Origin of the sequence: Burkholderia pyrrocinia (genome assembly GCF_003330765.1) — a bacterium.
Classification (GTDB): Bacteria; Pseudomonadota; Gammaproteobacteria; order Burkholderiales; family Burkholderiaceae; genus Burkholderia; species Burkholderia pyrrocinia_B.
The window spans coordinates 788,195-810,932 of sequence record NZ_CP024903.1 but is presented as its reverse complement, the minus strand read 5'-3'; the positions used below and the strand labels follow the sequence as shown (position 1 = coordinate 810,932).

The window sequence follows — 22,738 nt, the reverse complement described above, 5'->3', positions numbered from 1 at the left end:
TCGTCGGATCGCGTCGCGGCGCGCACGGCGCCGTGCGTTGCGTGTTGCGCGCATCGCGCGATTCAAGGGAGACGAGCATGCTGTCGATCGACGGATTGGGACTGGGCGTCAACTGGCAGCGCTTCCTGTCGGAAACGCTGAACCCGGTCGTCGCGCCACCGCCGCCGCCCCCGCCGAAGCAGAACGATCCGTCGGCCGGCCCCGCGAACCCGACCGTGTCGCCGCCGATTCCCGTGACGGCCACGCCGTCCACCGATCCGTCGAAGCCGACCAACGCCGAGATCGCGTCTGCAACGTCGCTGGTCCAGAGCATGGCCGCGCAGTACACGGCGCCGCCGCCCGACATCACGGTCGAGAACGACAAGACGCGCGCCGTGCAGAAGGCGATCCAGGACGCGCAGACGCAATACGACAACGCGTCGCAATCGCTGCAGGGTGCGCAGAGCGTGCTGCGGCTCGTGAACCGCGATCCCGAATCGACGCCCGACGACCGCAAGACTGCGCAGGATGCCTATGCGAAGGCGCGCACCGCCGCCGATAGCGCGCAGCGCGACCTGAACGTCACGACCGACGCGGGCTACATGATCCTGTACGGCGAACAGGCCAACGCCGACATGCCGGCCGGGATGCAGGTCGACGACTCCGGCAAGGTGACCGACCCGGGCAATGCGCAGCACGCCGCCGACCAGCAGTTCAAGACGCTGCTGGCCGCGTTTCCCGATCATGCAAACGATCCGAACTGGGTGCCGCAGGCGAGCGACTGCAAGAACCCGCTGCAGATCCGGCTCTACGACGACTGGCAGACCGCCAGTGCGACGGCCGCCGTCGGCGCGTCGAAGTACTACGCGGACGTCGCGAATTCGAACCTCGCGTACACGCAGTTCCAGTCGTATCTCGCCGATCCGGACTACAAGGGCGCGCTCGACGCGGGCGTCGGCCGGCTGAACGACGCGCTCCAGCCGCTGGAGCTGCAGGTCACGATGCCCGACGCGCCCGCTTCGCAGGACGCCGCGCAGCAGGCCGTCACGTCGGCCGCGAAGGACGCGAACTACGCGAATGCCGCGGTCGGCGCCGCGAACGACAGCCTGACGCTCACGAATGCGCAGCAGCAATACGATTCGACCAGCGGCAAGGAGGGGCCGACGGTGGTCGTCCCGAATGCGGTGTCGGACGCGAAGACCGCGCTCGCCCGCGCGCAGACGGCCGCGAACACGAGCGGCAGCTATCTGCAGATGCTGTCCGCGCAGCAGCAGGTCGACACGCTGCAGGCCGACTACACGAAGAAGAAGCAGGCGTCCGACGACTGGCACAAGGCCAACCCGACTTCGACGCTGAAGGATCCGCAGGTCGACCTCGATCTCGGCGACGCGTACGCGAAACTGTCGCAGGCGCAGCAGCAGGCAGGCATCGCGCACGACGGCTTCGTCGCCACCTACGGCGCAACGCTCGCGCAGCAGTACGACGACCAGGCGTCGCAAGTCCAGGCGCAGGTGAACGCGCGATCGGTGTTCACGAAGCCGACGGTCCAGCCGCCGCTCCTGTCGCCATCGCTGTCGACCGCGAACGGCTTGCCGCCCCTGCCCGCGTCGTCGCTGTCGACCGCCGCGACCGCCGCGCCCACCGGTGCACCGACGCTGCCGACGTCGTCGCCGTCGCCGTTTCCCGCGCTTTCGCTGTCGACCGCGAATGGCGGATTGCCGCCGTCGCTCACCGATCAGTTCGTGCTGCCGCAATCGTCGGGCACGCCGGCCGCGCCGACGGGCCCGACGATGCTTGACGCGAAGCGCCTGCAGATCGTCGCCGGCGCGATCCGCGCGGCCGACAGCCGGCTGTCGGATTCGGTCAACGAGCGCGCGACCAACGCGGCACTCTCGCAGGCGCGCTCGCAGCAGACGCAGGCGAAGAGCACGCTCGCGTCGGTACAGAAGCAGTACGACGACTGGGCTGCCGCGAATCCGCCTCCCGTGCGCTTCCGCTTTGTGGCGGGCGACGACATGATCCCGGCGCCGTCGATGCCGCGGCCGAACCTGTACCAGGATCAGCTCGACAAGGCGAAGGCAGCCGTCACGCAGGCGGACAACGCGGTGCAGCGCCTGCAGTTGCTGAGCGAGACGTCGCACCAGCAGGTGCTGATGGACCAGTTCGACGCGGGGCTCGACGAACGGCTGCGCTACGCGGCGCCCGATTCGGACGCCGGGAACGACTACAAGAAGGCGCTGCACGACTTCTACGAGGCACATCGCGGCGAGCTGTCGAATTCGCTGCTCGACGCGGCGAGCGCGAGCACGCAGAACGGCGGCACGATCGCATTCGGCAAACTGACCGACAACGAGCAGCGCAACCTGATCGGCGTCGCGCTCGGCATGCAGCCCGACGTGCAGAACGATGCATCGGCGAGCGACGGGTCGGGCCCCGTATCGCCCACCAGCGACGACGTCGCGCGCTTCACCGACAAGGACAAGCTGTCGACGATCAACAGCGTGCGCGACAAACTGCTGTCGGTCGGCGGCGGCGCGAACACGCAGGTCAGCGTGCTGCCGATGGTGTATGCGGCGAAGGACGCCGGCATGACGACGAGCGCGATCTTCAAGGTCACCGGCAAGGACGGCATGCAATACGTCGACGAGACCGGCAGCACGTACGACGACATCAACGATTACATCGACAACAACGAGCTGTCGTCGGACGGCACCGTCGACATCGCGACCGGTCACAACGCGGACGGCACGCTGCAGCTCGTGTCGAAGGCCGCGCACCACGAAAGCGGCTTCGACAGCTTCCTCGGCACGCTGACGAGCACCGGCCTGAACATCGGCATGATGGTCGGCGGGATGGCGATCGAAGGCATCGGCGGACTGCTCGACGGCACCGGCATCGGCGCGATCATCGGCGTACCGCTGAACGTGCTCGGCGCGGGGATGATGTACACCGCGATCGGCGCGTCGATGACGAGCGCGGGGCTCGACATCGCGACGCGCGTCGAACACGGCCGCAGCATCAACCCGTTCACCGACGCGGGCGCGCGCGCCGACTTCATCAATCTCGTGCCGATGGGCGCGGCGGGCGCCGCGAAGCTCGCCGGCAGCAAGCTGTTCACGCGCGCCGTGACGGCGCTCACGCGCACGCCGAAAGTCGCGTCGCTGCTCACCACGGGCGCGAAGGCGACCGCGATCGTCACCGGCGTCGGCGGCGCGGTCGAGGCGTTCGGCGAAGCCGGCGTCGACTATTTCACGGGCAACACGAAAGCGGCCGGCGAGGCACTCAAGTCCGGGCTCACCAATGTCGCCCTGATGGCCGCGGGCGGCCTCAAGGAGCGCGCGGTCACGTCGCAGCGCATCCGCTCGGGCCGGCCGGTGCCGATCCGGACGACCGGCGGCGACACCGTCACCGTCGACAGCAAGATGCTCGGCCAGATCCTGAACAAGGGTGACACGTCGTCGCTTGCGTACGGCCGCACCCGCGCGACGCTCGACGGCGAAGCCGTGAAGGTCTCGCCCGACGGCATGCTGATGGCCGGCGACAAGATCCTGACTTACGACAACAAGCCGATCCGCGTGCTCGACAAGGCATCGAGCAAGCGGATGCCGCCCGGAGAATCGGTGGTGCTCGGCGAGGACGGCACGCTGTCCGTCGTGTCGGCATCGCCGAAGGAATGGACCAATGGCACGCGCGTCGACGACGTGACGGGTACCGGCGAGCGCCTGTCGTTCGGCCCGGACGGCGCAATGAGCACGACGTCGAACATCGTCGCGAAGACACGGCTCGACCTCCTGGATCACGCGATCGCACAAACGGGCGAAGCGATCCGGCAGGCCAACGCCGGCGAAGCGCAGGCGCCGCGCAGCCTCGCGCAAACGGCCGCCGAGGGTGAAACGGCAAGCACCGCGACCAACGCCCGCAGCACGCAGCGCACCAGCCAGGAGCGCGCACGCGTCGATCAGCAGCGCGACGAAACCGACGCGGACCGCACGGCGACCGCGCACAGCGACCGGCGCAGCGCGGATGCGCAGGCACTGCGCGCGCGGCCCGTCGACATCGAGGAGCCGGCCGGCGCCGCCGCGCGCACGAAGACGGACGGCACGCCGCCGCGCGTCAGTGCGAAGGTCGTCGACCTGACGGATGAAGCGCCCGCCACGCGGCCGGCCACGCGCGATCCGGCCGGCATCGCGGTGCCGCGCGGGCCGAGCGCCGAACCGCTGGAGGTCGGCGACCGCACGGTCTATGTCGTACGCAACGGCGCGACGCCGGACGCCCCCGGCGCACGGCCGTCCGCGCTGCGCCCGCAGGATCTCGACGAGCCCGTGATCGTCGTCGCGGGCGAGCATGACGCGGCGCTTGCACCCGAACTCGCGAACCGCTGGCAGAAACCCGTCTACGCGGCGGCCCCCGACGCGTTCGGCGCCGACGGTCAACTGCGCGCGGACGCACGCGTGCTCCGCTTCGATCCCGCGCCGGAAGCCGCGGCGGCCGAAGCCGGCTTGCCGGGCGCTGCCGCAGCCGAGGAAGCGTCGCCGGCGCGCCCCCGCCCGGCTGCCGCCGACGACACGGTGATCGTGCTCGCCGGCAAGCGCGGCGCGAACGAACCGGCCATGCCGCGCCCCGCCGCGACGGCCGAACCCGTCAGCGCGCTCGACGGCGTATTCAGCGCACCGAATCGCGTGCTCGTGCTCGTCAAGCCGGAGCGCCCGGCCGCCGCCGAACGCGCGGCGCAGCGCGACACGGGCACCGACAAAACCACCGGCAAGGCGGCCGACGAAACCGCCGACGGCACGACCGCACGCAAGAGCGCGGCCGGCGAACGGCCGGCCGCCGCGAACGACGACACCGGGCTCGCCGCCGCGCATCCGGAAACGACGGAAACCCCGCCGCCCGACCATGCCGCGTCGAACCCGGGCTGGATCACGCGGATGCAGATGCGCTTCGGCGGCGCGGCGCTGCCGGAAGCCGCGCAGGCGCTGGCGATGCAGTCGGGTACGCTCGCGACGCAGTTGCGCATGCTGCAGGATGCCGGCTGGCGCGTGACGCTTGGCAAGCGCGGCGGCGGCAGCCGCATCGATCCGCGCAAGCGCCGCGTGACGATCGACGGCGGCCTCCAGCATCCGGGCAGCATCGCGTACACGCTCGCGCACGAAGCACGGCATGCGGTCGAGGCGATGGCCGGCGTGCTCAATCTCGACTACGGCAACCGCAGCCGCTTCACGCGCAAGGCGCTCGAGGCCGAGGCGCGCGCGCAGATCAACGCGTTCGAGGCACGCTACGAGATCCAGCTCGCGGGCGGCGGCGACATCGCCGCGCACGTGCGGCTGCCCGATGCGATCGAGCACGAAGGCAACGCGTGGCGCGCGCCGTCGCACGACTATGCGGGCACGGTCGGCCGGCTCGTCGACGCATTCGCCGACGCGCCCGTATCGGGCCGCGACGGCGAGACTTACCGCGACTTCTATCACGACGTGTGGGCGAACCAGAAGCGCCGCGGCGGTATTCCGCGCCGGATGCCCGCGCCGCAGACGCACGAGGCCGGCGACGCGCCGCGCGGCGTGCGCAGTTTCGACGAGCGCGTCGCGTGGAGCCGCGCGCATGCCGAATTCGCGTCGCCGTTCGGCGAAGGGCCGGTACCCACCGTGTCCGAGTTGCAGGCGGCCCGCAGCCGCCATTTCACGGTGATGCAGGACGCAGGCGTGATGATGCTGCACGCGGACACGCTGCCGGACGGCACGCTGCTCGCCGGCGGCCAGCCGGCCGGCGTGCACGAATATGCGCTCGACCAGGCGCCCGCGTTCCTGATCCACGACGGTTATTCGATCGTGCTGTCCGCTAAACATGGCGGCGAAGCCGCCGCCGCGCAGCTCGCGAACCTGTGGCAGCGGCCGGTGTATGCGCCGCCCGCCCGCGCGGTCGGCGAACGTGCAGCGCTGCTCGACACCGGCGTGTTCCGCCGCTTCGACCCGGCGCCCGCGGCGCCGCACGATCTCGGCCCGCTGACGGCCGACGCCGAAGGCGTGCACGTCGAAGGCCGTCCGTCCGAGCGCATCGACGTCGACCGTCATGTCGGCGAGCTGCTCGGCTCGGGCGGTGAGAAAACCGTGTTCGCGCTCGGTCACGACGCGGCGCTCGCGGTCTACGACACCGGCCCGCATACGTCGGAATCCCGCCAGATCGATGCGGCGATCGACGAAAGCATCGCGCTCGACGATCTCGCCGCGTACGGCCTGAAAACCCTGACGATGAGCGGCCCGTTCTCCGCGCTCAACCGCGTCGCGGTGCTGTACCGGCCGCTCGCCGTGTTCCACAGCTTCAGCTTCGAGACGGGGGCGCTGCCGCGCGTGGTATCGCGGGCGGCGCTCGAGCACATCCGGCAGATTCGCGCCGTCGTCGAAAGCACGGGCATCGGCTTCGACCTGCAGGGGATGTTCACGCGCGACGGCGATTTCCTGCTGAGCGACCCCGGCCCGATCGGCATGGGTGCGGGCGAGCACTTCACCGCGCTGCAGCGGCTCGCGCTGATCGAGCGCGCGCTGACGAGCGGCCTCGAGCGCGGCAAGATCGAACTCGCGCATCCGCAGCTCGCGGAGACGCCCGCACCCGACGCGTTCGTGCAGAAGCCGTCGGTCATCACGCGCGTGCGGATGCGCTTCGGCGGCGCACCGTTGCCAAAGGATGCCTATCGCCTGATCGACGCATCGAGCATGCTGTCGCAGCAGCTGCGGCTCGCTCGCGACGGAGGCTGGAAAGTCGTGCGCGGCAAGCCCGGCGACGGCAGCAAGATCGACACGCAGCGGCGCCGCATCACGATCGACGGCGGCCTGCGCTCGACCGGATCGATGGTCTATGTGCTCGCGCACGAAGCGCGTCATGCGGTCGAGGCTGCGACCGGCACGCTCGGGCTCGACTACGGGTCAACGCAACGCTATGTCCGCTCCGCGCTGCTGGCCGAAGCCCGCGCGCAGGCAAACGCGTTCGCGATCCGCGACGAGATCCGCGCGAACGCCGGCGTCGATATCGGCCGCTACGTCGCGCTGCCCGATGCGATCGCAAACGAATACGGCCGCGCACGACCCGGCGATGCCGCGTCGATCGCGCGCCTCGCCGACGCGTTCGAACACGCGCCAACCTCGCTCGGCGGCGGCATCAGCTACGGCGAGCTGTACCGCCGGCAGGCGCTGGCCGCGCAACCCGGGCGCACGACGATGCCCGCCCCCGAACACGATGCGGCCGCTTCGCTCGCCGCCGAGACGGCCTGGTCGCGCACGCGGCCCGTCAAGGCCTCGCCGTTCGACGGGCGCGGCGTTGCCGGCGTGGACGACCTGCGCCTGCTGCATTCGGACGGGCTGTCGTACGATCGCGAAGCCGGCATCGTGATCGTGCGCGGAACGACCGACGTGCAGGGCCGCCTCGTCGATGCCGACGGCCGCCCGTGGTCGCCGGTCGAGTTCACGCTCGCGCACCGCTCCGTGCTCGGCTTCCCGGGCGCCGCGATCATCCTCGCCGCACGCAATGGCCGCGACGCGGGCGCGTGGCTCTCGAACGTGTGGCAACGGCCCGTGCACGTGCCGCCGACGATCGCCGTCGGCTTCGGCCCCGAAGCCGCGCTGAGCCCCACCCGCGCCTGGCTGCGCTACGATCCGGCGCCGCACGAGCGGCCCGATCTCGGCCCGCTCGCCGTGGACGGCAACGGCATCCATGCGGGCGGCGACCCGGCCGCACGCCTGCCCGTCGAGCGTGTCACCGGCGCGGCGACCGGCGCAGGCATCGAAAAGACCGTGTTCGAACTCGGCCGCCGCAACGCGATCGGGATCTATCTCGGCACCGACAACCGCGCGATCGTCGGTCACATCGATTCGATCCGGCAGGAGCAGGAAGGCCTCGCCACGCTGCGCGCGCACGGGCTGAAGACGCTCACGATCGGCGGCCCGTTCGCGGCGTTCGACCGCGTGGCCGTGATGTACGAGCCGTTCGCGTCGCTCAGCAGCCACGACGTGACCGCCGGCGTGCTGCCGGAGCGGGTCACGCGCGACGCGTTTGCACAACTCGATCGCGCGAGCGAGATCACCGAACGGCACGGCCTCTACTACGATTTCGAAGGCGTGTTCGACGCGCGTGGCAACTTCTACCTGAGCGACCCGTCGTCCATCATGGCCGATGCGCCGCGGCTGAACGTCGACGGCATCGTGCGCGACATCCGCGCGCTGCGCGTCGTGCTCGAGGACGGCATCGCGCGCGGCGCGATCGAGCTCGCGCACCCGGAAGTGACCGAGCACCTGCCGCCCGACGCCTTCGTGCAGAAGCCGTCCGTGATCACGCGGATCCGGATGCTGTTCGGCGGCGCGCCGCTGCCAAAGGAAGCCTATGCGCTCGTCGACCGCTCGAACCGCCTCAGCGGGCAGGTCGCGCTTGCGCAGGCGGCCGGCTGGAAAATCGTGCTCGGCAAACCCGGACGCGGCAGCCGGATCGACACGGCGAAACAGCGGATCGTGCTCGACGGGCAATTGCGCGGCACGGGCACGCTCGTCTATACGCTCGCGCACGAAGCGCAGCACGCGGTCGAAACGATCACGCGGCAACTCGCGCTCGACCCCGCATCGCCGGACGCGCTGGCCGACAGCGCGCTGATGGCCGAGGCGCGCGCGCAGGCGAACGCGTTCGCGGTACGCCACGAGATTCTCGACGGCACGGGCGTCGACATTGCGAAGGACGCGCACCTGCCCGACGCGATCGCGCGCGAGGCCGACCACGTGATGCCCGGCGACGAAGCGGGCCTGCGCCGGCTCGCGGCCGCGTTCGGCGACGCCACGCCGTCGGTGCCGGGCCATGCAACCTATCGCGACTACTACGCCGGCCAGGCCGCAGCCGTACAAGCGAACGGCATGCCGCGCGAGATGCCGGCGCCCGCGTCGCAACCGCCGTCGAACGCGCCGGTGCCCGCGCATCCCGCGACGCCGGCCGTCTCGCGCGAGCAGCGCGAGCACGCGCTCGATCATCTCGCCGCGCACGGCAAGCGCGATCTGGTCCGCGTCGACGGCGCGCAACTGCGCGATCACGAACAGATGAGGGCCGCGCTCGGCACCAATGCGCACGTGCTGATCGCGACGCACGTGCCTCGCCCGGCCGCCGCGTTCGACGCATCGCATCCGCAGCCGACGTTCGTCGCGAGCATGCGGACCGACGACAGTGGCGCATTCGTCGACAGAACCTCGGCCGATCCGCATGCGCCGATGCCGCAGAAGGTCAATCGCGCGCTGAAGAACGACGCCATCGACGTACGCGCGGAGTTCGATTTCTACGTGTCGCCGGTGCCGCTCGCCGAACTGCGCGAATTCGGCGGCGCGGCGCGCATCCAGGCGCACAGCGACGGCCGCGTCTGGGAAGCCGAACCGTCCGCGACAGGCCCCGGCGCGGACGTCGTCGCCAAGGTGCAGTCGCTCGCCGACGCGCCGCGCTTCCGTCGGCCGAAGCAGGCCGAAAAGGCGGCGCGCACGCACGCCGGCGGCACCACGACGCTCTATGCGATCGAGCACAAGACCGGCAAGGTGCTCGGCTACGCGACCCGCGACGCCGCGCACCAGTGGACCTACCATGAATCGACGTCGCTCGGCGACGCGACGATCGAACCGCGCGAACTCGGCGCCGCGTTCCGTCGCCGCGCGCACTCGCTCTCAAGCGGACGGCGCGGCGTCCGGTTCGTCGTATCCGACATCCCGCACGACGTGGTCGAAGGCTACGGCGGCTTCGCCCCGGCCGAATTGCGCCGCGCGCTCGGCGACGAGAAAAAGCCGCTGCCGAAACCGGGCCCCTACGTGCAGCGCGGGCTCGCGAAGTTCAGCCCCGCGGTGCGGCGCAAGACCCGCGAAATCGCGCAGGCCCCCTCCCCGTCGCGCGTGCCGAACCTGCTGCCGGAGAACGGCGACGCAGTCGTCGGCTTCAACGGCACGCACGCGCCGCGCCTGATGCGCGCGCTCGAGATGGGCGACGTTCCTGACGGGCACTACGTGTACGCGTACCGGCACGAGGGCCCGGTCACCGACGCACTGCAAGGCTCGCCCGTCGGCATCATCAAAGTGGCCAAGGGCAAGACCATGTGGTACGACGAAGCGGATCAGCTCGGCAATACCGACAACGGCCGGCCGCTCGACCAGACGACGATCGGCCGCGGCCCGTACGGCGCGGACCAGCACTTCCTGTTGTCCACGCTCGCGCCCGACGCCTTCGCGCCGCGCGCGGCCGCCACGCGGGAGGCGGCGCAACCGGCTTCGGCCGCCGTGCCGCAACGCGCGAAGCCCGCGAAGGCGGCGCGAGGCAAGGGCAAGAAGGGCCGGCAGAAGGCCGTGCAGGCGGCGAACCGACCGGCCGTGCCGGCGGCGAAGCCGCTCGCGCTCGCGCCGTTCCAGCCGGGCCTGTCGTCGAGCACGATCATCGAAACGGTCACGCGCTACGGGAAGGCGAAGGCTGCCGATTTCGCGTCGACCGTCGAGCACCTCAAGGCCCACGCGGCGCGCAAGGGGCAAGCCGACGCGGGCGGCCTGAAGCTGGGCGACGAGCCGCAGACGATCATGGCCGATGCGCCGATGTGGAAGTCGATCTTCAAGACACTGGGCATGTGGCGCGAGCCGTCGAGCCTCCATCCGCGCGGCGTGCTCGCGCATCCGGAAGGCAGCCGCTACCGGCCGGTGCGCGTGGCGCAACGTCTCGCGAAGCGCACCAACGCCGCACGCGTCGCCGACCGGAAGATGATCAAGGCGTTCCTCGACCTGCCGGCCGAAATCCGGGACCGCCTCGCGCCGATGTCGCGCTCGTTCTCGCTGCGCGACGATCCGGCGCGGATGGCACGCTACGTCAAGCGGTTCGGCGGCGCGATGCCGGCCGTCACGATCGCGGTCGATCCGTATACGCTCGCGGCGGCTGGCGGCGGCAAGCAGGACCCGGGGTTCATTCAGCGCGCGAACGATTTCGGTTCGCCGAAAGACGCCCGCTTCGACGAGAACACCGCGGCGATCACGCGCACGAATCCGGACGGCACGCAGCACACGCTCGAGCTCGACGATCTCGCGCACCTGCACAAGTGGCTCACCGCGGCATCGCAATACGGTTTCCTGCTGCGGCTCGAAACCGCGCCGTCGCGGCCGCTCGTATCGCTCGAGGACGGTCATGCGATGGCCGGCACCAACAACAGCTACGCGGAAATCCGGCGTGTGGGCGAATCCATCGAGTCGTGGATGCGCGACCATGCCGGCGAGCCGACGCCGCTCGTGATGCTCACCTTCCACGGCTGGGACGCCGCGCTCGAACCGGTCCCGGGCGACGGGCACGTGAAGCTGCTGGAAGCCATCCTCGATCGCGAACCGCTCGACGGGCTCCATGTCGGCCTGTCGTGGGGCACGCACGGCGCCGATTTCGTCGCGAATCCGGACCTCACGCGCGCGCTGGCAGCGAAGATCGTCGACTACGCGCTCGAGGCGCTCGCCACGCCCGATGCCCCCAGCAAGCTCGCCCGGCTGCACGGCGGCGATGCGCTCACGCGCGTCTACGATCCGCTGAGCACCGACACGTTCGCGAACCAGCAGCAGATCCTGTTCGCCGAAATCGCGCGCATCGGCAAAGCGAAAGGCCTGTCGGACGCGCAGCTCGCGAAGCTGCGCGGCGACCTGTACGAAGGCAACACGTCGGCGCTGCTGAATCAGGCACGCCGCGCGACGATCGACGCCGTGAAGACGGCGTGGGACCACCCGGACAATCCGCCGTCCGGCAAGACCGAGAAACAGGCACGCACCGTCAGCCTGGAATGGCTCGACCGCGTCGGCAGCGGCGTGCCCGAGCGCCAGCTCGTCGCCCCGTGGAATGCCTCCGACAGCCGCACGTACTGGCAGTCGGTCACCCGCCAGAAAGCGCTGCAGAACGACGGATCGCATCCGATCGGCGCAAATCGCAAGGCTGTCGCGCAACCGGACGAGACCGGCGCCCCCACGATGGACCCGGCGTCCGCGCAACTGAAGGCATTGCGCGTGCACCGGCCGTCGTCCCGGCCGCTCGACTTCGCGAAATCGATCACGTCCACCGCGATCGTCGCGGGCGCGAGCTCGCTCGTGTTCGTCGACACGTTCTGGACCCACTGGCTCGACAAGAGCGCGATGAGCAACGCGACCTCGTCGTTCCTCCTCGCGTCGCGTCTCGGGCGCGTGTTCCAGGTCATGCACCAGGGCGCGATCCGCAGCCTGCAATCCGGCAACCCGGATGCCGCGCAGGCTGTGCTCACGCGCCTCGAGGTGACGCTCGCGAAACAGCTCCGGGCCGGCGCGCACGAGTACGGCGCGCACCGGCTGACCCAGCTCGGGGCGGCGTCGAACGAGGCCCGCGCGATGGCCGCGCAGTACGTCGCGCTGCACCAGCTCGGGCTGATGAGCTTCGAGGACGCCACGGCCAACATCAAGACGCTCGGCGCCGACGTGCTCTCGCAGATGCAGGGCGTGGTCGGCGGGACATCGCTGCAGCAGCTTCATTCGGGCAATCCGCGCCGGATGTTCGGGATCGCGGGACGGGCCGGCGTCACGGTCGCGTCGGCCGCGACGTTCGCAAGCGGCCTCGGCAAGGTGCTCGACGCGCATGGCCTGTTCGACATCGCTGCCGGGTCGGCCGGCATTGCCAGCGGCGTACTGGGCACCGCCTACGCCGGGCTCTCCTATGCGATCAGCGCGCATCGCGTGAACCCGGACAAGCGCAGCCGCACCGTGCGCCTGCTCGATTCGACCGGCGACTTCGCGTCGGTCGCGCTCGGCGGCTTCTCCACCGCGGCGCAACTGGGCCAGGGCCAATACGATCTCGCGATCGCGACCGGCACGTCGGCCGCGCTGCTGCTCGCCGGGCGTGTCAATACGCACTTCCCGAACGCGATGCCGTTCGTCAAGAAGATCCCGACCGCGCTGGTCATCGTTCCGGTCGCCGCGTTCGGCTACAAGTTCATCATCGGCCTCGGTCTCGCACCGGTGATCGGCGGGGTGTTCAACTGGGTGTTCGGGTCGTCGGGCAATACGCCACCGCAGTCGAATCTCGCGCCGGGCGCGTCGCCGACGGTGTTGCCAGGCGCGACGCCGAGCGCCGCGCCGACGACCACCGCGTCGCCACAGCCCACGCAGTCGCAACCTGCACCGGGCACGCCGTCAAGCTCGCCGTCGAATTCGCCGCAGCCGTACATCGTGGTCGCCGGCGATTCGCTCTGGGTAATCGCGGACCAGCATCGCCGTTCGCTGCTCGACGCCGCGCACGTGTCGCGCGCCGACCAGCAGGCGATGACGCGCGGCGAGCAGGATGCGCGCGCGCTGAACGAAATCCTGCAGCTCAACCCGTCGGCCGCCGGCGATCCGGACCGCCTCGCGATCGGCACGCCGCTGAACGTCGGCTGACGTTCGACCCGACGGCCGGAAACCCCGGCCGCGCGCGGCGCGCCGCGTCACCCCGCGCGCTGCGCCTCCAGCCACGCCTGGAACATCAGCACCGTCCATAACGGGTGCTGCCAGTTCATCCGGCCGGTCTGGTGCTGCCGCCACAGGCGCTCGACCGCGGCCGCGTCGAAAAAGCCTTCTTCGCGCAGCCGCGACGGCCGCAGCAGCGCCTCGGCCCAGTCGCGCAGCGCGCCGCGCAGCCAGTGGTCGACGGGCGCGCAGAAGCCCTGCTTCGGCCGGTCGATCAGCGCGGACGGCACGTACTGGTCGAGCAGCCGGCGCAGCAGCGCCTTCGACTGCCCCTCCGGCAAGCGCACCGACGCCGGCACGCGCCACGCGAATTCGACGACGTGATGGTCGAGGAACGGCATGCGCGTCTCGAGGCTCACGGCCATCGCCGCGCGATCGACCTTCGCGAGGATGTCGGTCGGCAGGTACGTGAGCGTATCGATCGCCATCGCCTGCTCGGCGAAGCTCAGGTGCGCGGGCCACGCGGACACCGTGTCGAGCGGCGTCGGCGGCTCCTGCCCGGACAGCGCGATGCGCTCCGGATGATGCACCGACGACATCAGCAACCGGTATAGCCCGATACGGCTCTCGGCCGTCATCACGTGGCCGAGCTTGTGCAGGCGGTCGCCGATGCGCGACGCCGATTCGCGCGCCTCCACGCCGCCCCACGCGCCCTGCGCGACGGCCGCGAGCTGGTCCGCGTGATCGGGCCGCAGCGCATGCAAGGCGGCTGCGATCCGCGCACGCACGGCCGCCGGCACGCGATGCAGCTTGCGCCACAGGCGCGGCGTCAGGAAGTAGCGCGTATAGCCGCCGAACAGCTCGTCGCCACCGTCGCCGGACAGGCTCACCTTCACGTGGCGGCGCGTCATTTCCGACACGAGAAAGGTCGGGATCTGCGAGGCATCGGCGAACGGCTCGTCGTAGATCGACGGCAGCTTCGGCACGACGCCGAGCGCATGGTCGGCCGTCACGTAGAGCTCGGTATGGCGCGTGCCGAGATGGCGCGCGACGGCCTTCGCATAACCGGCCTCGTCGTAGCCGGCCTCATGGAAGCCGATCGTGAAGGTGTCGACCGGCGCCGCCGATTGCGCCTGCATCAATGCGACGATCGTCGACGAATCGACGCCGCCCGACAGGAACGCGCCGAGCGGCACGTCGGCTTCCATCTGCCGTGCGACGGCCTGGCGCAGGATCGCGTCGAGCTGGCCGACGGCCTCGTCGGCGCTGCCCTCGAACGGCTGCGCGCGGCCGTCCTCGATCGCCTGTTCGAGCGTCCAGTACGCGCGCACGCGCGGCGTGTCGCGCGCATGTTCGAACTGGATATAGGTGCCGGGCGGCAGCTTGTGGATACCGCGATAGATCGTGTAAGGCGCGGGCACGCTCGACTGGCGCAGGTACAGGCACAGCGCGTCGCGGTCGATCGTGCCGTCGAAGCCCGGGTAGCCGCGCAGCGCCTTCAGCTCCGACGCGAACACGAGCGCGTCGCCGATCCGGCCGTAATAGAGCGGCTTCTCGCCGATCCGGTCGCGCGCGAGCGTCAGCACCCGCGATGCGCGATTCCACAGCGCGAACGCGAACATGCCGGTCGCGCGCCGCAAGGTCGCCTCGACGCCCCACGCGACGATCGCCGCGATCAGCACCTCGCTGTCGGAGTGGCCGCGCCACGCCGGTGCGCGACCCGCGCGCTCCAGCTCCGCGCGCAGTTCGCGATGGTTGTAGATTTCGCCGTTGAAGACCATGACGTAGCGGCCGCACGCGGATGCCATCGGCTGTCGGCCGTGCACCGACAGGTCGACGATCGCAAGCCGCCGGTGGCCGAGCGCAATGCCGGCTTCCGGGTCGACCCAGATCCCCTGCCCGTCCGGCCCGCGATGCGCGAGGCTCGCCGTCATTCGCGCGAGCGTGCCGCGCGCTGTCTCCTCATCGATGGCGACGGTATTCAAAAAGCCGTCGATTCCACACATTTGATTTGTTCGCCCCTGTTGACCTGTTCCGTCACGCATGGCGCAACCTCGCGGCCCGCCGTCCGGCATGACGGTCAAGCCATATTACGAAGAAATAAATCAGCAATAATTCACCGGTGGATTCCGGCAAGGTCCGGAAAATAAATCGCGTCAAGCGCCATGCGCGCATGGCCACGCAAAGGGCCATATCGGATCGGAACGAAACGGCTGGCCGCGAAGGCCTGCGGACCGGAAAAAACGGCACGCCGGCGGGCGCGCCGCGGCCTGCGTCAACCCGCGCCGGTCGCCCATTTCAGCAACTGCGCGACCTCGCGGAAATGCTGTTGCTGGATCGTGCCGTTCTCCGGCGTCGTCTCGTACAGCGCCTGCGCCAGCCCGACGTTCGCGAGCGTCGGGCGCAGCGCGTCGCGCGCGAGCCGCACGATCCGCTCGGCCGCCTCGCCCTCGCCGCGCGCCAGCACCCACGGCAGCGAGCCGATCCCGCCGTAATAGAGCGCGACCGCGACGCGCGGCGAATAGACGACCACCGATGCGAAACCGATCCGGTCGGGCAGCGACGCGAACTGCACTTCGCGCGCGAGCTGCCGGCGCTTCGCCTCGATGTGCGGGTCGCCCTCGTCCTCCTTGTGCTCGCGCCGCACTTCGTCGATCGACATCTTCATCTTCTGGTTGAACTCGTGCCGCTGGTGCACGATGTCGATCAGCGCCATCACGATGTAGATCAGCGCGGCCCAGCCGAACAGCAGCATCAGCAGCTTCACGATCAGCGCGAGGATCGCGATCGGCCGCGTGAAGCCCGACTGCACGGACGGGTCGAGCGACTGGACGATCAGCCAGCCGAGCGTCGCGACGAGCAGCGCCGTCTTCAGCAGCATCTTCGCGAGATTGACGAGGTTGCGCACCGACCACAGGTTCTTCATCCCCTCGGCGGGATTGAGCCGCGACAGCTGCGGCACGAGGCGGCTCCATGCCATCACGCCGCCGACCTGCACGAAGCCCGCCAGCAGGCCCGCCAGCAGCCCGGCCGCGACGATCTGCGCAGACAGCGTCGCCCAGTCGCGCGCGGCGCCGTCGATCAGCACCGCGATCCGCGCGGACGGGTCGGCCGCACCGACGGCGTCGAACACGAGCCGGAACAGCGCCTGCAGCCGCCCGAACAGCGCGCCGATTCCCACCGCGAGCGCGACGCATACGCCGACGAAGAACGCCGACGAAATCGTTTCCGCGCTCTTCGGCACATCGCCTTTCTCGCGCGCCTCGCGCAGGCGCTTCGCGGTCGGCTTCTGGTCCTTTTCGGCCATGTCGGCTCCGTCGCGCGCTCAGGCGCCGCCATGCGCGGCGAACAGCGCGCGCAGCAGCGCCATCAGCCCGCTGTCGGGGCTCAGCAGCGAATGCAGCGCCGCGTACACCACCGGCAGGAACAGCACCATCATCAGCAGCGCGAGCGCGCTCTTCAGCGGCTGCGAGAACACGAAGATGTTGAGCTGCGGCACCGCGCGCCCGACGAGGCCGATGCCAAGCTCGACGAGCACCAGCACGATCGTCACCGGCGCGGCGAGCTTCACCATCCATTCGAAGATCGTGTCGGTCTGCCGCACGATGAAAGTCTGCAGCATCGACGAGAAATCGGGGCCGAGCGAGCCGATCGGCCACCACGCGTACGACTGCGCGAACAGTTGCACCAGCACCTGCAGCCCGCCCGCCGTGACGAACAGCGTGATCGCGACGAAATTGAGGAAGCCCGACGTCGGGCCGCCCTCGTGTCCGCCCATCGGATCGAAAAACGCGGCGCTGCCGCTGCCCGTCTGGAAGTCGATCAGGTAGCCGACGCCCTGGATCGCGAACAGCACTGCGCTGAACGCGCCCGCGAGCAGCAGGCCGACCACCGCCTCCTTCGCGACGAGCAGGCACCACATCAGGAACGGCAGCGCGGCCACCTGCGCGGAATCGATCGCCGGCGCGACGAACGCGGCGATCACGACGGCGATCCCGTTGCGCACGAGGCCCGTGATGATCTGCTCGTTGAACACCGGCACGACGAACATGATCGGCAACAGCCGCGGCATCACATAGAGCAGCGGCCGCAGCATGCCCGCGACGTCGTTGAAACCCGCGGCCTGGTCTAGCATCGGCGCTCCGCGGCGGCAGGCGGCGCGACATCGTCGGCCGGGGCGGCCGCGTCGGTCACGTCGATCACATCCGCCGCGCCGGCTTGCGCATCGGCCGGCTGCGCGGCCATCTCCGCATCGAACGCGGCGGCCGCTTCCGGCTGCGCGGCCGCGTGGCCGCCCGCATCGACTGCCGCGCCCGCCGCGCCCGCCCATACCCCGGCCGTCGAGAAGCGCCGCACCGCGTATCCGTCCGCGACTTCGTCGGCGTCGCGCTCGACCCGCGCTGCACGCGCGTGCAGCGCCTTCTCGCCGGCCTTGTCGAGCTTGTCCTCGGCGGCTTTCGCCTTGCGCGCGGCGCGCTGCAGGTCGGCGAGCGTCGCCTCGTGGCCGCGATGCACGTTCGCGGCTTCGCTCACCGACGCGTTCGCGGTGCCGATGTGCCGGTCGAACGTGCGCGTGTCGGCCGCCGCGTTCTGCAGTGCACGCGCCTCGCGCACGTCGTCGGCGAGCCGCGTCTGGATCGCGGCCTTCGCGGCGACCTGCTGCGCGAGCTGCGCGTGCGCGGCATCGAGCACGTAACGGCTCTGCGCGGCGATGCCCTGCTGGCGCGCGGCCGCGACGCGCGCGATCTGGCTGCGCATCTCGCGCACGCGCTTCAGGCGCGCGAGCGTCGCGAGCACGAGGCGATCGTCGGCTTCAGACATGATCGTTTGCCAGTTTCGTCAGCTTCGCGAGCAGCGCATCGAAGCGCACGTCCTCGTGCGACGCCTGCGCGCAGAACGCGCCGATCGCGTCGCGCGCGCGCAGCGCGAGATCGCCGAGCCGGTCGCTGCCTTCGCGATACTCGCCGATCTGCACGAGCAGTTCGATCTCCTGGTACTTCGCGATCAGCTCGCGCACGCGCGCGGCCGCATGCTGATGCGCGCGGCTCGACACGAGCGGCATCACGCGCGACAGGCTCGCGAGCACGTCGATCGCCGGATAGCGGTTCGCGAGCGCGATCTTGCGCGACAGCACGATATGGCCGTCGAGGATCGAGCGCACTTCCTCGGCGATCGGGTCCGACTCCTCGTCGCCTTCGACCAGCACCGTGTAGAGCGCGGTAATCGACCCGTTCGCGCCCTGCCCCGCGCGTTCGAGCAGCCGCGGCAGCACCGCGAACGTCGACGGCGGAAAGCTGCGCCGCGTCGGCGGCTCGCCGCTCGCGAGGCCGACCTCGCGCTGCGCGCGCGCGAAGCGCGTCAGCGAATCGACGAGCAGCAGCACGCGCTTGCCCGCATCGCGGAAATGTTCGGCAATCGCGGTCGCGACGAGCGCGGATTTCACGCGCTCCATCGCGGGGCGATCGGACGTCGACACGACCACGATCGAGCGCGCGCGCACCTCGGGCGACAGGCTGTGCTCGATGAATTCGCGCACCTCGCGGCCGCGTTCGCCGACCAGCGCGATCACGTTCACGTCGGCCTGCGCGCCGCGCGCGATCATCCCGAGCAGCGTGCTCTTGCCGACGCCGGACGGCGCGAAGATGCCGACGCGCTGCCCGATGCCGAGCGTCATCAGCCCGTCGATCACGCGCACGCCGGTCGGAAACGGTGTGTCGATCATCTTGCGTGCGAGCGGGTTCGGCGGGTCCTGCTGCGTCGACACCCACGCGGCGCCCGTCACCGGCCCGCGATCGTCGAGCGGCCGGCCGAGCCCGTCGAGCACGCGGCCGAACAGCCCTTCGCCCACCGGGAACACATGCTCGCGCCCGGACGGCACGACGGTCGTCTCCGGCGACAGCCCGGCCACGTCGCCGAGCGGCGTGAGCAGCGTCGTCTGCCGCGAAAAGCCGACCACCTCGGCGAGCAGCGTCGGCTGGTTCGGCGTGCGCAGCTCGCAGATCTCGCCGAGCCGCGCGCGGATGCCGGTCGCGTTGAGGATCTGCCCGACCGCGTGATTGACGCGGCCCTGCACCGACACCGGCGAGAAGAACGCGAGCCCCGCGTCGAGTTCGCCGACGAGGCGGCCGCGATCGAACGGCGCGCCGTCGTCGTCGCCGAACGGCTGCGGATCGTCGAGCGGCGCGTTCATCGCGCGGCGCCCTTCAGCGCGTCGCGGCGGATCGCCTGGCGCAGCGCGTCGATCTGCAGGTCGAGACTCGCGTCGATGCGCCCGGACGGCGTCTCGACCGTGCACGCGTGGCGTTCGAGCTGCGCGTCCTCGACGATGCGGATCTTCTGCCGGTTCGACTGCCCCGCGAACGCGCCGTCGAGCGCCTCGCGCATCTCGTCCTGCCGGCCGGGCGCGATGCGCACGATCAGGAACGCCTCGTCGCGCACGAGCGGCGCGATCCGCGCCAGCGCGGCCTCGTACAGCTTCTGCGTGCTCATCTCGCCGACGATCGCGCGCACGGCCTTCACGACGATATCGGCCATCGCATCCTTCATCGTCTCCATCGTGCGCGTGGCCGCGAGCGCCTGCGTGTACGCCTGCGCCGCCTGCTCGCGCTGCGCGCGACGCATCCCTTCGTCGTAGCCGGCCGCCTGCCGCTTGTCGAATTCGCGCTGTGCGTCGGCGACGATGCGCGCGGCCTCGTCGTGCGCGGTCGCGATCACCGCGGACGCGTCGAGCAGCGCCGCGTATTCGCGCTCCTTTAGCACCTTGCGCTCCGACAGCAGCTGCAGGTTGTCGCTCGTGATCAGAAAAGCCAATCCCATGACGCAAGCCTCTCGGGAATCAGAAACAGGAACAGCAGTTCGCCGAACTGGTCGCGCTGCGCGCGGTTCAGCCAGTAAGGCGCTTCGTCGTCGATCGCGCGGTTGAATTTCAGGCGCGCGCGCCGCGCGACCGCGTCGCCCGCCACGCCGATGAAATCCGCGAGCAGCCGCCCGCCGCGCGCGCGGATCACGACCGGCAGCGCCACGGGATCGGCGCGCCACGGCTCGAGCGTGTCGGCGAGCGCGCCGAATTCCGGCGCGCGTTCGAGCGCGAGCTCCAGCGCGTCGCCGCCGAGCCTCGCCGCGACTTCCGCGCGGATGCGCCGCACGGCCAGCGCGTCGCGCAGCCACGCGCGATGCAGCAGCAGCCCCGCATACGACGCCAGTTGCTCGAGCGCCGCGCCCGGCAGCAGCGCGAGCCGCGCGCACGGGTTCGCGACGTCGAAGTCGTGCCGGCCGGCCACGCCGTGCGCATCGAGCAGGTACCGCGCAAGCAGCTTGCGGCCGGCCGCGCCGAACGCGTCCGGCGAGCGGTAGCGCGCGGGCCAGTCGGCCGGCACGCGCGTCACGTGCAGATAGCGGTCGGGCCGCAGGTTGAAGTCGCAGACGAGCGCATGAAACGCCGCGCGCCGCGCGACGGGCGGCGGCGCGAGCGGCTGCAGCCACAGCAGCGGCGCCGTATCGGGTGGGGTGGGCCCATCGCCCGGCGGCAGCGCGTGCGGATCGCTCATGCGCCGTCGCGCGCGCCGTCCGGCGTGCGCAGCCCGCCGCCGGCCTGCTGCGCGGACGAACCGCCAACGCCGTTCGCGCCGCGCGGTGCGCCGAGCAGGCCCGCGAGCCGCGCGCCGAACATGCCGCGCCGCGCGGCCGACAGCGCGATCACCGCGCAGGTCAGCAGGATCAGCGCGAACACGAGCCAGCCGAGCGGCGAGCGCAGCCGCACGATATCGGTCACCGCGCTGCCGATCCCGTCCACGCGCGTCGCGCGCGCGGCGGCCGGCTGCAGGAACAGCGACACGTTGTCGTACTGCAGCCCTTCGATGCTGTGCGCGACGAGATCCTTGACCATCGGCGCCATCGCGCGCAGGTCGACGCCGGGCCGGTAGCGGATATACACGGCCGCCGACGACGGCTTGATCTTGTCCGCGAGCGGATCGTTCTCCGGAATCACGACCTGCACGCGCGCGACGACCACGCCCTCGATGTCCTGCAGCGTGCGCGACAGGTCCTGCGACACGCCGTACAGGTAGCGCACGCGCTCCTCGGCCGGCGTCGACACGAGGCCCTGCTTCTGGAACAGCTCGCCGAGGCTCGCGTAGCTCGGCTTCGGCAGCCCGTTCGCCTGCAGCACCGTGAGCGCCGGCTGCATGTCGCCGTCCGCGACGCTCACCAGCCACGCGTTGCGGTCCGACGTGTCGCGCGCGTCGTTGTCCTTCGATGCGCTGATGCCCGCGTCGCCGAGCACCGCGACCATCTGGTTCGCGTCGCGCTCCGACAGGCCCGAGTACAACTCCTTCTGGCACCCGGCCAACAGCACGAGCAGCCCCGCGAGCAGCGTGCGCGCCGCCCGGCTGCGCCACGCATGCGCGCGCGGCGTCGAATCGATCGTCGTCATCGTTTGTCCGGTTCAGGGTGCGCGAGGCCTGATCAGGCCCACGCGCACACTTTCACTCCTGCGTCTTCAGCACCGTATGCGTGAAGCCGTTCGCCGCCTGCGCGACCGACAGGCTCAACTGGTATTCCGAAATCGTGGTGGTCGCCGTCCACTGGAAATCCATCGCCTTCACCATCGTCATCAGCGGATCGCTGCGGTTGTCCGCCATCGACGTCAGCATCTCGCCGCGATGCTTGTCGATGTTCGCGTACCGCGCGTCGAGATCGTTGCCGTAGGTGCGCAACCGCTCGACGAGCGACGACTGGTTCGCCTGCGCGGGCGTCATCTGCACGGCCGGCGCCGCGTCCGTCGGCGCGCGCGACATCGCGACGCCCGACGAAGACGGCGGCGCGCCCGGCTGCATCAGCGCATCGAACTGGCGCACCTGCGCCGGATCGGACGCCGCGCCCGTCTGCTGCGCGGCGCCCGCGAGCGCGGCCGCGCCCGGCGCCGCCGCGCCTACGCCTGTCACTGACATGATCCATGCCCTCCTTGGCTGGCAGGCGCCGGACCGGATCGGTCGGGCCGCCCGTAACAGGCCGGCCGGCACGCGCGCACCCGCCACCGGGCACCCTTGGCGGGCAGACCCGGCGCACGGTGGCACGCGGCGCGGCCGGCGACCGGCGTCATGCGCGGCCGGCTGAGCTCAGGTGTTGCGCCACCTGGGCGTTCGCCGTCCCCTCCTGCGCGGTCACTGCGTTGCTGGTTTCGAACGTCGCGGTCGACTGCTGGACCTGGAAGTTGATCTTCGTCAGTTCGAGCTGCGTCTTGGTCAGGTCGTCGGCCTGCTGCTGGACCTGGTTCGTGTTGGTTGCACCACCTGCGGCCTGGGTACCCATGTTTTGCTCCTTAACGTGAACTTCATCCA

At 70.7% G+C, this 22,738-nt stretch carries 11 protein-coding genes; 1 reads left to right on the top strand and 10 read right to left on the bottom strand.

All coding sequences use genetic code 11. From position 1 onward, the window contains the following. Positions 1-77: 77 nt before the first annotated feature. Positions 78-13,391 carry an LWXIA domain-containing protein gene (locus CUJ89_RS21060; RefSeq protein ID WP_114179402.1) on the top strand — a complete coding sequence of 4,438 codons (13,314 nt, stop codon included), beginning with the start codon at positions 78-80 and terminating at the stop codon, positions 13,389-13,391. 47 nt (positions 13,392-13,438) lie between these two features. Here the strand turns inward: CUJ89_RS21060 and asnB are convergent, their stop codons facing one another. The 10 genes from asnB to CUJ89_RS21010 form a co-directional block, all read right to left on the bottom strand. Then, positions 13,439-15,406 carry an asparagine synthase (glutamine-hydrolyzing) gene (gene asnB, locus CUJ89_RS21055; RefSeq protein ID WP_114179401.1) on the bottom strand — a complete coding sequence of 656 codons (1,968 nt, stop codon included), beginning with the start codon at positions 15,404-15,406 and terminating at the stop codon, positions 13,439-13,441. A 269-nt stretch (positions 15,407-15,675) separates the two neighbouring features. Continuing rightward, positions 15,676-16,707, bottom strand: coding sequence for an EscU/YscU/HrcU family type III secretion system export apparatus switch protein (locus CUJ89_RS21050; RefSeq protein ID WP_114179400.1), 1,032 nt, complete (start codon positions 16,705-16,707; stop codon positions 15,676-15,678). Between the two features lie 18 nt (positions 16,708-16,725). Next, positions 16,726-17,535 carry a type III secretion system export apparatus subunit SctT gene (gene sctT, locus CUJ89_RS21045; protein ID WP_114179399.1) on the bottom strand — a complete coding sequence of 270 codons (810 nt, stop codon included), beginning with the start codon at positions 17,533-17,535 and terminating at the stop codon, positions 16,726-16,728. Continuing rightward, the gene (locus CUJ89_RS21040) at positions 17,529-18,221 is read right to left on the bottom strand and encodes a hypothetical protein (protein WP_114179398.1); all 693 of its coding nucleotides are present in this window, start codon (positions 18,219-18,221) and stop codon (positions 17,529-17,531) included. The genes sctT and CUJ89_RS21040 overlap by 7 nt, the downstream gene beginning before the upstream one ends. Continuing rightward, positions 18,214-19,590, bottom strand: a complete 1,377-nt coding sequence (gene sctN / locus CUJ89_RS21035; RefSeq protein ID WP_114179397.1) for a type III secretion system ATPase SctN — start codon at positions 19,588-19,590, stop codon at positions 18,214-18,216. Before sctN ends, CUJ89_RS21040 begins: the two co-directional genes overlap by 8 nt. Next, positions 19,587-20,216 (bottom strand): type III secretion system stator protein SctL, encoded by a 630-nt coding sequence (gene sctL, locus CUJ89_RS21030; RefSeq protein ID WP_114179396.1) that lies wholly within the window; start codon positions 20,214-20,216, stop codon positions 19,587-19,589. The genes sctN and sctL overlap by 4 nt, the downstream gene beginning before the upstream one ends. Beyond that, positions 20,198-20,947 (bottom strand): SctK family type III secretion system sorting platform protein, encoded by a 750-nt coding sequence (locus CUJ89_RS21025; protein ID WP_114179395.1) that lies wholly within the window; start codon positions 20,945-20,947, stop codon positions 20,198-20,200. Before CUJ89_RS21025 ends, sctL begins: the two co-directional genes overlap by 19 nt. After that, complete coding sequence (sctJ, locus tag CUJ89_RS21020) at positions 20,944-21,831, bottom strand: type III secretion system inner membrane ring lipoprotein SctJ (RefSeq protein WP_114179394.1); 888 nt, start codon at positions 21,829-21,831, stop codon at positions 20,944-20,946. The genes CUJ89_RS21025 and sctJ overlap by 4 nt, the downstream gene beginning before the upstream one ends. Before the next feature lie 52 nt (positions 21,832-21,883). Continuing rightward, on the bottom strand, positions 21,884-22,348 hold the full coding sequence (locus CUJ89_RS21015) for a hypothetical protein (protein ID WP_114179393.1): 465 nt from the start codon (positions 22,346-22,348) through the stop codon (positions 21,884-21,886). A 148-nt stretch (positions 22,349-22,496) separates the two neighbouring features. Further along, on the bottom strand, positions 22,497-22,709 hold the full coding sequence (locus CUJ89_RS21010; RefSeq protein WP_034180511.1) for a hypothetical protein: 213 nt from the start codon (positions 22,707-22,709) through the stop codon (positions 22,497-22,499). Positions 22,710-22,738: the final 29 nt, after the last annotated feature.